The organism is Rhodopseudomonas sp. G2_2311 (assembly GCF_047501505.1).
GTDB lineage: Bacteria > Pseudomonadota > Alphaproteobacteria > Rhizobiales > Xanthobacteraceae > Rhodopseudomonas > Rhodopseudomonas palustris_H.
Window position 1 is genome coordinate 38,207 of sequence record NZ_JAZDRK010000013.1, and the last position, 13,129, is coordinate 51,335.

Below are 13,129 nucleotides of genomic sequence, written 5' to 3' on the forward strand. Positions count from 1 at the left end.
GATCGAAACGGAGAGCGACAATGGCCACGGCGCACGTCAAGCACCACGACTATCATCTCGTCGATCCGAGCCCCTGGCCGTTCGTCGGGTCGGTGTCGGCGTTCATCATGGCGTTCGGCGCGGTGTCCTGGATGCACCAGATGTATCAGGGAGCCCCGATCGTGTTCGGCGTCGGGGTGATCGGCGTGCTCTACACCATGGCGAGCTGGTGGAGCGACGTGATCCGCGAGGCGCAGTATCAGCACGATCACACCCGCGTGGTGCAGCTCAGCCACCGCTACGGCATGATCCTGTTCATCGCCTCCGAGGTGATGTTCTTCGTCGCCTGGTTTTGGGCCTACTTCAACGCAGCGCTGTTTCCGGCCGATCCGGTCCACGCCACCCGCGAGGCTCTGTTCGGCGGGGTGTGGCCGCCGAAGGGCATCGAGACCTTCGATCCCTGGCACCTGCCGCTGCTCAATACGCTGATCCTTCTCACCTCAGGCACCACGGTGACCTGGGCGCACCACGCGCTGCTGCACAACGACCGCAAGGGTCTGAAGCAGGGGCTGATCTGCACCATCCTGCTCGGCGCGACGTTCTCCTGCGTGCAGGCCTACGAATACAGCCACGCCACCTTCTCGTTCGCCGGCAATGTCTACGGCGCCACCTTCTTCATGGCGACCGGCTTCCATGGCTTCCACGTGCTGGTCGGCACCATCTTCCTGCTGGTGTGCCTGATCCGCGCCTATGCCGGTCACTTCACGCCGAAGCAACATCTGGGTTTCGAATTCGCCGCCTGGTACTGGCATTTCGTCGACGTGGTCTGGCTGTTCCTGTTCGTCTGCATCTACGTCTGGGGCCACGGCGCCTCGGCGATGGCGCACGGCGCGCACTGATGCCCTCGGCCACGTTCTTCGTTGCGAGCGAAGCGAAGCAATCCAGAACTGCGTCTAGGAGCGCCTGGATTGCTTCGTCGCTTCGCTCCTCGCAATGACGCCATATGGAGACGTCTTCGCCCACCATCCTGCAGAGCGCGCTCCGCGGCCTTGCTTGCCGATGCCCGCGTTGCGGGGAGGGGCGGCTGTATGCCGGCTTCCTGACGCTGGCGCCGCGCTGCGAGGTCTGCGGTCTCGACTTCGGCTTCACCGATGTCGGTGACGGCGCGGCGGTTTTCACCATCCTGATCGGCGGCGCCATCGTGGTGCTGTGCGCGCTGATCGTCGAGGTGAAGTATCAGCCGCCGTTCTGGCTGCACGCGGCGCTCTGGTTGCCACTGGTGGTGATCACGACGCTGGTGCCGCTGCGCTCGATCAAGGCGCTGTTGATCGCCCTGCAGTTCCACCACAAGGCGCAGGAGGGCCGCCTCGCCGGTCGCGAGCCGCAATGACGGCGGAAGCCGCGCGCCGGCGCAGCATCGCCGGGATGAGCCTGATCGCGCTGACGATGGTGGCGGTGCTGCTGTCGCTGGGGATCTGGCAGTTGCAGCGGCGCGACGAGAAGCATCGGCTGATCGCGGCTCTGAGTGAGCGGCTGGCAGCCGAGCCGGTGGCGCTGCCCGCCGCGCGCGACTGGCCGGCGCTCGATCCGCCGAACGATGAATTCCGCCGCGTCCGCTTCACCGCGACCTATCTGAAACTGCCGGACGTGATGGTGTATTCGTCCGGCTCGGCAGTTCGCGACGACGTCGCCGGTCCCGGCACCTGGGCGTTCCTGCCGGCTCGGCTGGCGGACGGCCGCATTGTGGTGATCAACGCCGGCTTCGTGCCCAACACCATGCAGGAGCGCGGCGCCGAGGATCGCGCGGTACAGCCGCTGCTGAGCGGGGAGGCGGCGACGCTGACGGGTTATTTGCGATTTCCCGAGCAGCCCGGCCTGTTTGCGCCGGCCCCAAATCTCGACACGCGGCTGTGGTTCACTCGCGACGTGCCGGCGATGGCCGCCGCGCTCGGTTGGGATAAGCCGGCCGAGATCGCACCGTTTTACATCGACTTGGAAGCGCCGATGCCGGCCGGCGGTGTGCCGAAGCCGGGACCGCTTGGCGTGCATCTGCGCGACAACCACCTGCAATACGCCATCACCTGGTTCGGGCTTGCCGCTGCGGTGCTGGTGGCGTTCGCCTTCTGGCTGCGCGGCCAGGGACGGCAGGTGGCAGTGCCGCCGGCGAAGGCATCACGTCGCACCGCTTGACCTCCTCGGCGGGCGCATCCGCCACAGGGAGCGATTTCCCCTGCGGGTCAAACTCCTTTATGGTGAGGCCGATTTCACCCGCGCGTGAGACTGAACTCGATCAATATCAAAGGCTTGGGCGTTGGGCCGGGCCTTTGGAGGCACCCTTGACGACCTATGTTTCGACCCGGGGCGAAGCCCCGCGCCTCGGCTTTTGCGACGTGATGCTGACCGGGCTCGCCCGTGACGGCGGACTGTATATTCCGGAAGTCTGGCCGCAGCTCACTCCCGATACCATCACCAGCCTGTTCGGCCGGCCGTACTGGGAGGTCGCCGTCGAGGTGATCCGGCCGTTCGTCGCCGGCGAGATCTCCGATGCCGAGCTCGGCCGCATGGCAAGCGACGCCTACGCCACGTTCCGGCATCCGGCGGTGGTGCCGCTGCGGCAGACCGGCCCGAGCCAGTTCGTGCTCGAGCTGTTCCACGGGCCGACGCTGGCGTTCAAGGACGTCGCGATGCAGCTGCTGTCGCGGCTGATGGATCACGTGCTGGAAAAGCGCAAGCAGCGCACCACCATTGTGGTGGCGACTTCCGGCGACACCGGCGGCGCCGCGGTCGAAGCCTTCGCCAACCTGAACAATGTCGACCTCGTCGTGCTGTTTCCGCACGGCCGGATCTCCGACGTGCAGCGGATGATGATGACCACGTCGGGCGCCCCGAACGTGCATCCGCTGGCGATCGAAGGCCATTTCGACGACTGCCAGGCGATCGTGAAGGGGCTGTTCAATCACCACAAGTTCCGCGACCAGGTGGCGCTGTCCGGCGTCAACTCGATCAACTGGGCCCGAATCGTCGCGCAGGTGGTGTACTACTTCACCAGCGCGGTCGCGCTCGGCGCGCCGAACCGTGTGGTCGACTTCACCGTGCCGACCGGCAATTTCGGCGACATCTTCGCCGGCTACGTCGCCAAAAAGATGGGCCTGCCGGTGCGCCGGCTGAAGATCGCCGCCAACGTCAACGACATCCTGGCGCGCACCCTGAAGACCGGCATCTACGAAGTGCGCGAGGTCCACGCCACCACTTCGCCGTCGATGGACATCCAGGTGTCGTCGAATTTCGAACGGCTGCTGTTCGAGGCTTCTGGGCGCGACGCGGCGCTGATCCGGTCGCTGATGGGCTCGCTCGGCCAGTCCGGCCGCTTCGTGCTGCCGGATGCGGTGCTCGCCGCGGTGCGCGAGGAGTTCGACGCCGGCCGTGCCGACGAGGCGGAGACTGAATCGGCGATCCGTGCCGCTTGGCGCGAGGCGGGCGATCTGATCGATCCGCACACCGCGGTGGCGCTGGCCGTGGCCGATCGCGACACCACCGATTCGAGCGTGCCGAACATCGTGCTGTCGACCGCTCATGCGGCGAAGTTCCCGGACGCGGTGGAAGCTGCTTGCGGCATCCGGCCGGATCTGCCGGCCTGGCTCGACGGGCTGATGAGCAAGACCGAAACGATCAAGATCATGCCGCGCGATCAGGTGGCGATCGAACGTCACGTGTTGGCGGTGAGCCGCGCCGCCAAGCAAGGAGCCGCCGGATGACCGTCGAAGTCAGTAAGCTTCCCTCCGGCCTCACCATCGTCACCGACACCATGCCGCATCTCGAGACTGCCGCGCTCGGGGTCTGGACCGGCGTAGGCGGCCGCGACGAAAAGCCGGACGAGCACGGCATCTCGCATCTGCTCGAACACATGGCGTTCAAGGGCACCACGCGCCGCACCTCGCGCGAGATCGCCGAGGAGATCGAGGCGGTCGGTGGTGACCTCAATGCCGGCACTTCGACCGAGACCACCGCGTATTATGCTCGGGTGATGAAGGCGGACGTGCCGCTGGCGCTCGATGTGCTATCGGACATTCTGGCCAATCCGTCGTTCGAGGCCGAAGAGCTCGAACGCGAGAAGAGCGTGATCGTGCAGGAGATCGGGGCCGCGCAGGATACGCCCGACGACGTCGTGTTCGAGTATCTGAACGAGCTGTGCTACCCGGAGCAGCCGATCGGCCGCTCGCTGCTCGGCACCGCCAAGACGCTGAAGAGCTTCAGCCGCGAAAAGCTGCAGTCGTATCTGTCGACGCATTATCGCGGTCCCGACATGGTGGTGGCGGCGGCCGGCGCGGTCGATCACGCCCGCATCGTCGAAGAAGTGTCGCACCGCTTCGCCAGCTTCGACGCCACGCCGGCACCGAAGCCGCAGCCGGCGATGTTCGGCGCCGGCGGCTCGCGGGTCGTGCATCGCGATCTCGAGCAGGCGCATCTGACGCTGGCGCTCGAAGGGCTGCCGCAGGGTGCGCCGACGCTGTTCAGCCTGCAGGTGTTCACCAACATCCTCGGCGGCGGAATGTCGTCGCGGCTGTTCCAGGAGGTGCGGGAAAAGCGCGGGCTGTGCTACTCGATCTACACCTTCCACGCGCCCTACAGCGACACCGGGTTCTTCGGTCTCTACACCGGCACCGATCCGGCCGATGCGCCGGAGATGATGGAAGTGATCGTCGACGTCATCAACGACGCGGTCGATACCCTGACGGACGCCGAGATCTCGCGGGCCAAGGCCCAGATGAAGGCCGGCCTGCTGATGGCGCTGGAGAGCTGTTCGTCGCGTGCCGAGCAGCTGGCACGGCACATCCTGGCCTACGGCCGGCCGTTGCCGGTCGACGAACTGGTCGGGCGAATCGATGCCGTCACCATCGATACCGCGCGAGAAGCCGGACGCACGCTGCTGGCGCGGAGCCGGCCGGCGGTGGTGGCGCTCGGCAGTGGCCGCGGTCTCGACAGAGCTGTCAGCTTTGCTGAAGGCTTGACACAATCCAAGGCCAAGACGTCCTATCATTGAGCTGACGCCGCGGGTCGCGGCGTTCGAGGCCCGCCGATTCTGCGGGTCGGGAGTGCCGTGCATGGCGCTGTTTCGTATGCCATCCGTCGGGCCCGCTGCGCTGGCGCCGCGCGGCAATGGGCTGTTGCTGCGCGCGCCGCAGATGGCCGATTTCCCGCAATGGGCCGAGCTGCGCGAGTACAGCCGGGCCTATCTGACGCCGTGGGAGCCGATCTGGCCGTCCGACGACCTGACCCGCTCCGGCTTTCGCCGCCGGCTGCGCCGCTATTCTGAAGATGTCGCCTCCGACCGCTCCTACCCGTTCCTGGTGTTTCGCGAGCACGACAACCAGCTGGTGGGCGGGGTGACGCTCGCCAATGTCCGTCGCGGCATCGTCCAGGCCGGCACCATCGGCTATTGGATCGGCCAGCCGTTCGCGCATCAGGGCTATATGACGGCGGCGCTGCGGGTGCTGCTGCCGACGCTGTTCGGCGAACTCAATTTGCATCGCGTCGAGGCGGCCTGCATCCCGACCAATGCGCCGTCGATCCGGGTGCTGGAGAAGTGCGGCTTCACCCGCGAGGGGCTGGCCCGGCGGTATCTGTGCATCAACGGCGTCTGGCAGGACCATCTGCTGTTCGGGCTGCTGCACGACGATTTCCGCGGCTGATTCGGCCGGTCCGGGAGCGCCTGCCGCCTTTGGTTCGCCGGCATTGCTTTGCTATAACCCCGCCGGTCGCAACGAATTGGACAGCCGGGTAGGGTGAATGGCTCAGGAGATTGAACGGGTGCCGTCGCGGCACCGGATCGCGCGCGCGGCGCGCGCCACCGTCGCGGTGGCGATCTGCGGCACTGTGCTGGCGGCAACGCCGGCGTGGTCGCAATCGATTACCGATCGTTTCAAGAGCTTGTTCGGCAGCTCCGACAAGGATCAGGCGCCGACCGTTTCCAACGGTCCGCCGGTCGAGAGCCAGCTGACCTGCCCGTCGGTGACGGTGCGCTCCGGCGCCTCGACCTATGCGGTCGGCCTGCCGGGCAAGGAGGCCAGCGGCTCCGATCTGCGCTACCAGGCGGTGATCAGCCGCACCGCCCGCGAGTGCAATCTGAACACCGGCGTCATCACCGCCAAGATCGGCATCCAGGGCCGGATCATCGCCGGTCCGGCTGGTGCGCCGACCTCGGTCGACGTGCCGCTGCGCGTCGCGGTCGTGCAGGAGGGCGTGTCGCCGAAGACGGTCTTCACCAAGGCCTATCGCACCAGCGTCTCGATGCAGCCGGACGGCAGTGTGCCGTTCAGCCTGGTCGCCGAGGACGTCGCCTATCCGGCGCCCTCGGTCTCGGACAACGACGCCTATGTGTTCTATGTCGGCTTCGATCCGCAGGCGCTGAAGCCGGAGCCGAAGGCGCGCAAACGGAAATAGCCGCGGCGGCGATCGCCGGCAGCGGCAACGCTGCCCGCGCCGCGACTGCAAAAACAAAAAGGCCGGCGCGATCGCTCGCGCCGGCCTTTGATTTGTAACAGGCGTCAGCTCAGTTGAGCTTGCCGCGGACTTCCTGGATGCCCTTGCTGAGCAGCTCGTCGGCGAGGTTGCCCTTGACCGATTCCGACAGGATGCGCGAGGCCGCCGCCACCGCGGCTTCGGCTGCCGCCGCGCGAACGTCGGCGAGCGCCTGGGCTTCGGCGAGGGCGATCTTGCTCTCCGCAGTCTTGGTGCGACGAGCGACGAAGTCTTCCAGCTTGGCCTTGGCTTCCGCCGCGATCCGTTCGGCGTCGGCCTTGGCGCTTTCGACGATCGCCTGCGCTTCGCGTTCGGCAGAGGCACGGCGCGCGCGATAGTCGGCGAGCAGCTTGGCGGCCTCTTCCTTCAGCTTGCGCGCTTCGTCGAGCTCCGCCTTGATCCGGTCGCGACGCTTGTCCAGCGCCTGCAGCACGGTGCGGTGCACGCCGAAATAGGCGAACACGCCGAGCAGAATGACGAACGCAATCGCGACCCAGGTTTCTGCTTCTCCGAAGATTGCCATCAGCCTCAGCCCTTCAACGAAGCGTCAACCGCGCTGTCCACCGCCTTGCCATCCGGCGTCACGCCGGCGAGCTGCTGGACGATCGCCGAGGCGGCGTCCGACGCGATGTTGCGCACGTTACCCATCGCGGCGGTGCGAGTCGCTGCGATGGTCTTCTCGGCGTCGGCGAGCTTCGCCGCGAGCCGCTGTTCCAGCGTCTTGCGCTCGGCTTCCGCCTGCGCATTGAGCTTTTCACGGGTTTCCGCGCCGATCGCCTGAGCCCGGGCGCGGGCGTCGGCGAGTTCGGCCTCATAGGCTTTCAGCGCGTCGTCCGCTTCGCCCTTCAGCTTCTGAGCCGCCGCCAGATCGCCGTCGATGGTCTTCTGCCGCTCTTCGATCACACCGCCGACGCGCGGCAGTGCGATCTTGGAAACGATCAGGTAGAGCGCAACGAATGCGATCGCCAGCGACACCAGTTGCGAGGCAAAGGTTTCCTGCTGGAAGGGCGGGAACGGCGCCTTGTGGCCTCCGCCCGCTTCCGTGTGGGCAGTGGTGCCCTTGGCGTCGCCATGACCTTGAGCCACGGGCTTCTCCTGTTCGGCCGGTCGCGACCCCGGAAGGTCAGGACCGGATTTTGGATCTTAGAGGGCGAACAGCAGCAGCAGCGCGATCAGCAGCGAGAAGATGCCGAGCGCTTCGGTCACCGCGAAGCCGAAAATCAGGTTGCCGAACTGGCCCTGGGCGGCCGAGGGGTTACGCACCGCAGCGGCGAGGTAGTTGCCGAAGATGATGCCCACGCCAGCGCCGGCGCCGCCCATGCCAATGCAGGCAATACCAGCGCCAATGTACTTCGCGGCAATCGGATCCATGTAACGAACTCCTGTTGGGGTTGGGTGTAGTCGTTTGCGAGTGGGTCTTTAGTGGCCCGGATGAATTGCATCGTTGAGATAGATGCAAGTCAAAATGGCGAACACATAAGCCTGCAGGAACGCGACCAGCAGCTCCAGCGCGGTCAGCGCGATGGTCAGGCCGAGCGGCAGCACGGCGCCGAACCAGCCGACGATGCCCAGTGCGCCGAGCATCGCCACGAAGCTCGCGAACACCTTCAGCGCGATGTGGCCCGCCAGCATGTTGGCGAACAGACGCACCGAGTGCGAAACCGGCTTGAGGAAGAACGAGATCACTTCGATGAAGACGACCAGCGGCAGGATGTAGACCGGAACGCCGGAGGGCACGAACAGCTTGAAGAACTTCAGGCCGTTCTTGGAAAACCCGTAGATCAGCACCGTGAAGAACACCAGCAGCGCCAGCGCGACGGTGACGATCAGGTGGCTCGACACCGTGAAGGTGTAGGGCACGATGCCGATCAGGTTCGATACGGCGATGAACATGAACAGCGAGAACACCAGCGGGAAGAACTTCAGGCCTTCCTTGCCGGCCGTCGACCGTATCATGTTGGCGACGAATTCGTAGGACAGCTCTGCGATCGACTGCAGCCGGCCCGGCACCAATTGGCGGCCCGGCACCAGCATCAGGATGGCGATCAACGCCACCGTGCCGAACATGTAGGCCGACGAATTGGTGAACGCGATTTCTTGTCCGCCAACGTGACCGAGGGTGAAGAGCTTGGTGATCTGGAACTGATGGATCGGATCGGCGGCCATTCGTCTCTCAGTCTGTCGGTGTCGCGAGCTTGCGCGGGATTCGAACGATCGGTGCGCCTTGGATCCCGCTCAGAGTCGCTCGGACTGTTTCGCCATGACGCCTGCTGCCCGCATCACGTTGACTACACCGGCGATGAAGCCGATCAGCGCAAACGCAATGAGACCCCAGGGCGAGGTCGAAAACAAACGATCGATACCCCAGCCGAGAGCCGCTCCGCCGAGAACGCCCGCAATCAACTCCGAAGAAAGCCGAAAACCGAGCGCCATCGCCGAAGCTTTGGCATGTCCGTTTTCACTTCCTGTTTCGGATTGATCCGTCTGGAGTTTCCGGCTCACCCGAGAATGGGCCAACCGTTGTTCCAGGCTTCCGAGCCGTGCGGAAAGCGCAGCCTCCTCAGGCGATCCGTCGCGCGGTTCATGCGCTGGTCGGCTGCTGTCGTGCGTGTCGTCCGCCATGTCGTGGAGACCCGAACTAGCTGCCGCTAACGATGAAATAACGCCCCAGAAACCCTTAAAAGCCGCGCGGACCATACTGACCACCTGTTGGCAAGTCAAGATTCGGTCGCAGCCGCTTACAGCGTTGTTTTGGCTGATTTTATTGAGGATTTGCGAGTCCGTGCGCTAACTTGTCCGCAGTGCATTTGCGGCGGTGCGCCATGATCCGGCTTGCATGGCCGGAATGGCTCTGATCCGATGCGATCGCTTCCGGCGATCGGTTCGCAACGGTCTCGCGGAAAGCCATCGTTATCGGAGACGGTATGTCGCGCCGGATCGACTACTACTTCTCGTTTCAATCGCCCTGGGCCTATATCGGCCACCAGCCGTTGCGACGGCTGGTCGAGATCTACGATCTGCAGCTCGCCTACAAGCCGGTGTTGCTGACCGGGCTGTTTTCGGAGACCGGCGGTATGCCGCTGGCGAAGCGGCACCCGGCGCGGCAGCGCTACCGGCTGGTCGAGCTGCAGCGCTGGCGCGACAGGCGCGGGCTCGACTTCAAGTTGTGGCCGAAGCACTGGCCGTTCGATGCGCGGCTCGCCGATGGCGTGGTGATCGCGGCGCTTGCCGCTGGACACGATCCCGAACCGTATCTGCAGCGCGCTTTTGCCGCGGTGTGGGAGCGCGAGCTTGATCTCGCCTCGCCGGCGGTACTGATCGAGCTTGCCAATGCGGCCGGCTTGCCCGGCGAAAAGCTCGTCGCGCATGCCGGTTCGGACCAAATTCGCGCCGCTTACGAGCAGAACCGGCTGGATGCGATCGCCGCCGACGTGTTCGGCTCGCCGGCCTATGTGCTCGACGGCGAGGTGTTCTGGGGCCAGGACCGGATCGAACTGCTCGAGGATGCGTTGAAATCCGGTCGCGCCCCGTACCGGCCGACGAACTGAGGCCCCATATAGGCGGGGTCTTTGATTCCGAGAGGCGGAGCATCCCGATGAGCTTTGCACCCATGGCCGTGGCCTTCTTGCCCGCGGGCGCCAGGCGCGGCCCGCGCCTCGCCGCGCTGACGTTGCTGCTTGCTGTCGGCGGCGCCGGCGGCGCGCTGGCCGAAACCCCACTGCCGGACAGCGAGAACGGCCGCTATGCCTTCAAGCCCGCAACCGAGGGTGTGGTGCGGCTCGATACCCGCACCGGCAAGGTCTCGACCTGCACCGATAAAGGCAGCGGATGGGCCTGCTACGAGATCGCCGACGAACGCGCCGCGTTCGATGCCGAGACCGGACGGCTGCAGGCCGAAATCGATCGGCTGAAGAAAGAGGCCGATACGCTGCGCGCTGCCAACGACAGCCTGAAAGCGCAGCTTGCCAGCGCCGGACAGCCCGGCGTGAAGACCGATGAGGCGCTGCCCAAGAGCGACAAGCTGCCCCAGCCGCAGATCACCGAGAAGGACGGCCAGCGCAAACTGGAAATCCCGCTGCCGAGCGATCAGGACGTCAATCGGGTGATGGGCTTCCTCGAGCGCGCCTGGCGCCGTCTGGTCGAGACGGCTAACCGGCTGCAGAAGGACTTCAGCGGCGACAAGATCTGATCGGTCGCGACACGAGGTCATCAATGAGTTCATCCCGTACTCTCAGCCGCGTGCCGCTGGCGCGCGCGACCGCCACCAGCGTCGCCTCGTCGCTCCTGACCGTGCAGACGAATGGGGCGGGCTTTACCGACATCACCCGCGAGCTCGCGGCATTCGTGGCCGAGGCGCAGGCCAAGGATGGTGGTCTCACCGTGTTCGTGCGTCACACCTCCGCGTCGCTGACGATCCAGGAGAATGCCGATCCGACCGTGCTGGTCGATCTCACCACAGTGCTGAACCGGCTCGCGCCTGAGAATGCCGGCTGGCGTCACGACACTGAGGGCCCGGACGACATGCCGGCGCACGTCAAGACGATGCTGACATCGGTGTCGCTGCAGATCCCGGTGCTGCAGGGCCGGCTCGCGCTCGGCACCTGGCAGGGCGTGTATCTGATCGAGCACCGGGCCCGGCCGCATCGCCGCGAGGTCGTGCTGCAATTTATCGGTACGACGGCGTAATCAATCTTCCCAATATGGACTGCGCCCTCATCCTAATGAGGCGCCCGGCGGAGTCTTGTGTCTGGAAGGATGAGGACATGCAGTAGCCGCGGTCTATGGTTCGAGACTGCGCTACGCTTCTCCTGACCATGAGGTTGTGAGCCTTCTTATCCGCCTCATCCCAGTTTCCCAAAACAAAACGGCCGCGGATTGCTCCGCGGCCGTTGCTATTTGGTAGGGCCGGCGTCGGCCCGCTGATCATCAGGTCTTGCTGATGTCGACGTTCTTGGTCTCCGGCAGGAAGATCAGGCCAACCACGACCGTAATCGACGCGAACACGATCGGGTACCACAGGCCGGCATAGATATCGCCGGTCGAGGCGACGATCGCGAACGCGGTCGCCGGCAGCAGGCCGCCGAACCAGCCGTTGCCGATGTGATACGGCAGCGACATCGAGGTGTAGCGGATACGGGTCGGGAACAGTTCGACCAGCAACGCCGCGATCGGGCCGTAGACCATCGTGACGAACAGCACCAGGACGAACAACAATCCGATCACCGCTGCGGTGCTCGGATTGAACACGTCGAACGGGTGCGCCATCTTGATGATCTGCGGATTGCCGGCCTTCGGATAACCGGCTTCCTGCACCGCCGCGAGCACCTGCGGGTTGGAGGTCTTGGCGTCGGTGTACGGCACTTCCTTGTCGTTCACCATCACCTTGACGCCGGAGCCGGCGGGGCCGTTGATGGTGGAGTACTTCACCGACGACTTCGACAGGAAGTCACGCGCGGTGTCGCACGGCTTGGTGAAGACGCGGGTGCCGACCGGGTTGAACAGGTCGCCGCAGCCCGCCGGATCGGCGACGACTTGCACCCTCACGGTCTCGATCGCCTTTTCCAGCGCCGGGTTGGCGTAGGTGGTGATCATCCGGAAGATCGGGAAGAACGACAGCGCCGCGATCAGACAGCCGGTGAGGATGATCGGCTTGCGGCCGATCTTGTCCGACAGCCAGCCGAAGATGATGAAGAAGCCGGTGCCGAGCAGCAGCGACCACGCGATCAGCAGGTTCGAAGTGTAGCCGTCGACCTTCAGGATCGATTGCAGGAAGAACAGCGCGTAGAACTGGCCGGTGTACCAGACCACGCCCTGGCCCATCACCGCGCCAAGCAGCGCGATCAGCACGATCTTGGCGTTGCCCCAGTTGGCGAACGCTTCGGTCAGCGGTGCCTTCGAGCTCTTGCCTTCCTCCTTCATCTTCTTGAACACCGGCGACTCATTGAGCCGCAGCCGGATCCAGACCGAGACGCCGAGCAAGGCGACCGACACCAGGAACGGCACGCGCCAGCCCCAATCGGCGAACGCCGCTTCGCCCACGATGGTGCGGGTGGCGAGGATCACCAGCAGCGACAGGAACAGGCCGAGGGTCGCGGTGGTCTGAATGAACGCAGTGTAGTAGCCGCGCTTGCCGGGCGGAGCATGCTCGGCCACATAAGTCGCGGCGCCGCCATATTCGCCGCCGAGCGCCAGGCCCTGCAGCAGGCGCAGCGTGATCAGGATGATCGGGGCGGCGATGCCGATGGTGGCCGCGTTGGGCAGCAGGCCGACGATGAAGGTCGACAGGCCCATGATCAGGATGGTGACCAGGAAGGTGTATTTACGGCCGACGATGTCGCCGACCCGGCCGAACACGATGGCGCCGAACGGACGCACCAGGAAGCCGGCGGCGAAAGCGAGCAGCGCGAAGATGTCCCGGGTGGCCGGCGGATAGGCGCTGAAGAACTGGGCGCCGATAATCGCGGCGAGCGAGCCGTACAGGTAAAAATCGTACCATTCGAAAACGGTACCGAGCGAAGATGCAAGAATGACGAAGCGCTCGTCACGGGTCATTCCACCCGACCGCCTGCTCGTCTCGGCAAGTGTAGCCATCAGCGTCTGCCTCCCTTGGGTTGTTTCGAGGGCTATGTTG

The 13,129-nt window shown here is 65.3% G+C and carries 16 protein-coding genes; 10 read left to right on the forward strand and 6 right to left on the reverse strand.

The genetic code is table 11. The annotated features are described in order from the left end of the window. Nucleotides 1–20: 20 nt before the first annotated feature. The 7 genes from VRZ08_RS16800 to VRZ08_RS16830 all read left to right on the forward strand — a co-directional run bounded on the left by VRZ08_RS16800 (nt 21) and on the right by VRZ08_RS16830 (nt 6,420). Nucleotides 21–878, forward strand: a complete 858-nt coding sequence (locus VRZ08_RS16800) for a cytochrome c oxidase subunit 3 (protein WP_107354288.1) — start codon at nt 21–23, stop codon at nt 876–878. 104 nt (nt 879–982) lie between these two features. Then, on the forward strand, nt 983–1,369 hold the full coding sequence (locus tag VRZ08_RS16805; protein WP_107354289.1) for a DUF983 domain-containing protein: 387 nt from the start codon (nt 983–985) through the stop codon (nt 1,367–1,369). Then, complete coding sequence (locus VRZ08_RS16810; protein ID WP_414533268.1) at nt 1,366–2,169, forward strand: SURF1 family protein; 804 nt, start codon at nt 1,366–1,368, stop codon at nt 2,167–2,169. The genes VRZ08_RS16805 and VRZ08_RS16810 overlap by 4 nt, the downstream gene beginning before the upstream one ends. Before the next feature lie 146 nt (nt 2,170–2,315). Further along, a complete protein-coding gene (gene thrC, locus VRZ08_RS16815; protein WP_164633885.1) occupies nt 2,316–3,734 on the forward strand; it encodes a threonine synthase in 1,419 nt (472 codons plus the stop codon). Next, nucleotides 3,731–5,020, forward strand: coding sequence for a M16 family metallopeptidase (locus tag VRZ08_RS16820; RefSeq protein WP_107343010.1), 1,290 nt, complete (start codon nt 3,731–3,733; stop codon nt 5,018–5,020). Before thrC ends, VRZ08_RS16820 begins: the two co-directional genes overlap by 4 nt. A 61-nt stretch (nt 5,021–5,081) precedes the next feature. After that, the gene (locus VRZ08_RS16825) at nt 5,082–5,669 is read left to right on the forward strand and encodes a GNAT family N-acetyltransferase (RefSeq protein WP_012494521.1); all 588 of its coding nucleotides are present in this window, start codon (nt 5,082–5,084) and stop codon (nt 5,667–5,669) included. 97 nt (nt 5,670–5,766) lie between these two features. After that, complete coding sequence (locus VRZ08_RS16830) at nt 5,767–6,420, forward strand: hypothetical protein (protein ID WP_107354292.1); 654 nt, start codon at nt 5,767–5,769, stop codon at nt 6,418–6,420. A 109-nt stretch (nt 6,421–6,529) separates the two neighbouring features. Here the strand turns inward: VRZ08_RS16830 and VRZ08_RS16835 are convergent, their stop codons facing one another. The 5 genes from VRZ08_RS16835 to VRZ08_RS16855 form a co-directional block, all read right to left on the reverse strand. After that, on the reverse strand, nt 6,530–7,021 hold the full coding sequence (locus VRZ08_RS16835; RefSeq protein ID WP_107343012.1) for an ATP F0F1 synthase subunit B: 492 nt from the start codon (nt 7,019–7,021) through the stop codon (nt 6,530–6,532). A 5-nt stretch (nt 7,022–7,026) separates the two neighbouring features. Continuing rightward, the gene (locus VRZ08_RS16840; RefSeq protein ID WP_107343013.1) at nt 7,027–7,584 is read right to left on the reverse strand and encodes a F0F1 ATP synthase subunit B; all 558 of its coding nucleotides are present in this window, start codon (nt 7,582–7,584) and stop codon (nt 7,027–7,029) included. Between the two features lie 57 nt (nt 7,585–7,641). Further along, on the reverse strand, nt 7,642–7,869 hold the full coding sequence (locus VRZ08_RS16845) for a F0F1 ATP synthase subunit C (RefSeq protein WP_009796340.1): 228 nt from the start codon (nt 7,867–7,869) through the stop codon (nt 7,642–7,644). 48 nt (nt 7,870–7,917) lie between these two features. After that, nucleotides 7,918–8,664, reverse strand: a complete 747-nt coding sequence (locus VRZ08_RS16850) for a F0F1 ATP synthase subunit A (protein ID WP_107354293.1) — start codon at nt 8,662–8,664, stop codon at nt 7,918–7,920. A 69-nt stretch (nt 8,665–8,733) separates the two neighbouring features. Beyond that, on the reverse strand, nt 8,734–9,120 hold the full coding sequence (locus VRZ08_RS16855; protein WP_107354294.1) for an AtpZ/AtpI family protein: 387 nt from the start codon (nt 9,118–9,120) through the stop codon (nt 8,734–8,736). 302 nt (nt 9,121–9,422) lie between these two features. Between VRZ08_RS16855 and VRZ08_RS16860 the strand changes: the two genes are divergently transcribed. From VRZ08_RS16860 to VRZ08_RS16870, 3 genes are read left to right on the forward strand one after another with little or no spacing between them, the layout of a single operon-like run. After that, nucleotides 9,423–10,046 (forward strand): 2-hydroxychromene-2-carboxylate isomerase, encoded by a 624-nt coding sequence (locus VRZ08_RS16860; protein ID WP_264054323.1) that lies wholly within the window; start codon nt 9,423–9,425, stop codon nt 10,044–10,046. A 47-nt stretch (nt 10,047–10,093) separates the two neighbouring features. Continuing rightward, a complete protein-coding gene (locus VRZ08_RS16865; protein ID WP_107354296.1) occupies nt 10,094–10,687 on the forward strand; it encodes a hypothetical protein in 594 nt (197 codons plus the stop codon). A 23-nt stretch (nt 10,688–10,710) separates the two neighbouring features. Then, nucleotides 10,711–11,184 (forward strand): secondary thiamine-phosphate synthase enzyme YjbQ, encoded by a 474-nt coding sequence (locus tag VRZ08_RS16870; RefSeq protein ID WP_414533269.1) that lies wholly within the window; start codon nt 10,711–10,713, stop codon nt 11,182–11,184. A gap of 240 nt (nt 11,185–11,424) precedes the next feature. Here VRZ08_RS16870 and VRZ08_RS16875 read toward each other — a convergent pair whose 3' ends face one another. After that, a complete protein-coding gene (locus tag VRZ08_RS16875; protein ID WP_414533270.1) occupies nt 11,425–13,089 on the reverse strand; it encodes an MFS transporter in 1,665 nt (554 codons plus the stop codon). Between the last annotated feature and the right edge of the window lie 40 nt (nt 13,090–13,129).

Excerpts from the sequence above, each read along its gene's own strand:
- VRZ08_RS16835 (WP_107343012.1), bottom strand. The coding sequence starts at position 7,021 with ATGGCAATCTTCGGAGAAGCAGAAACCTGGGTCGCGATTGCGTTCGTC.
- VRZ08_RS16850 (WP_107354293.1), bottom strand. The coding sequence starts at position 8,664 with ATGGCCGCCGATCCGATCCATCAGTTCCAGATCACCAAGCTCTTCACC.
- VRZ08_RS16820 (WP_107343010.1), top strand. The coding sequence starts at position 3,731 with ATGACCGTCGAAGTCAGTAAGCTTCCCTCCGGCCTCACCATCGTCACC.
- VRZ08_RS16845 (WP_009796340.1), bottom strand. The coding sequence starts at position 7,869 with ATGGATCCGATTGCCGCGAAGTACATTGGCGCTGGTATTGCCTGCATT.
- VRZ08_RS16805 (WP_107354289.1), top strand. The coding sequence starts at position 983 with ATGGAGACGTCTTCGCCCACCATCCTGCAGAGCGCGCTCCGCGGCCTT.
- VRZ08_RS16825 (WP_012494521.1), top strand. The coding sequence starts at position 5,082 with ATGGCGCTGTTTCGTATGCCATCCGTCGGGCCCGCTGCGCTGGCGCCG.
- VRZ08_RS16810 (WP_414533268.1), top strand. The coding sequence starts at position 1,366 with ATGACGGCGGAAGCCGCGCGCCGGCGCAGCATCGCCGGGATGAGCCTG.
- VRZ08_RS16800 (WP_107354288.1), top strand. The coding sequence starts at position 21 with ATGGCCACGGCGCACGTCAAGCACCACGACTATCATCTCGTCGATCCG.
- VRZ08_RS16865 (WP_107354296.1), top strand. The coding sequence starts at position 10,094 with ATGAGCTTTGCACCCATGGCCGTGGCCTTCTTGCCCGCGGGCGCCAGG.
- VRZ08_RS16860 (WP_264054323.1), top strand. The coding sequence starts at position 9,423 with ATGTCGCGCCGGATCGACTACTACTTCTCGTTTCAATCGCCCTGGGCC.
- VRZ08_RS16855 (WP_107354294.1), bottom strand. The coding sequence starts at position 9,120 with ATGGCGGACGACACGCACGACAGCAGCCGACCAGCGCATGAACCGCGC.
- VRZ08_RS16870 (WP_414533269.1), top strand. The coding sequence starts at position 10,711 with ATGAGTTCATCCCGTACTCTCAGCCGCGTGCCGCTGGCGCGCGCGACC.
- VRZ08_RS16875 (WP_414533270.1), bottom strand. The coding sequence starts at position 13,089 with ATGGCTACACTTGCCGAGACGAGCAGGCGGTCGGGTGGAATGACCCGT.
- VRZ08_RS16830 (WP_107354292.1), top strand. The coding sequence starts at position 5,767 with ATGGCTCAGGAGATTGAACGGGTGCCGTCGCGGCACCGGATCGCGCGC.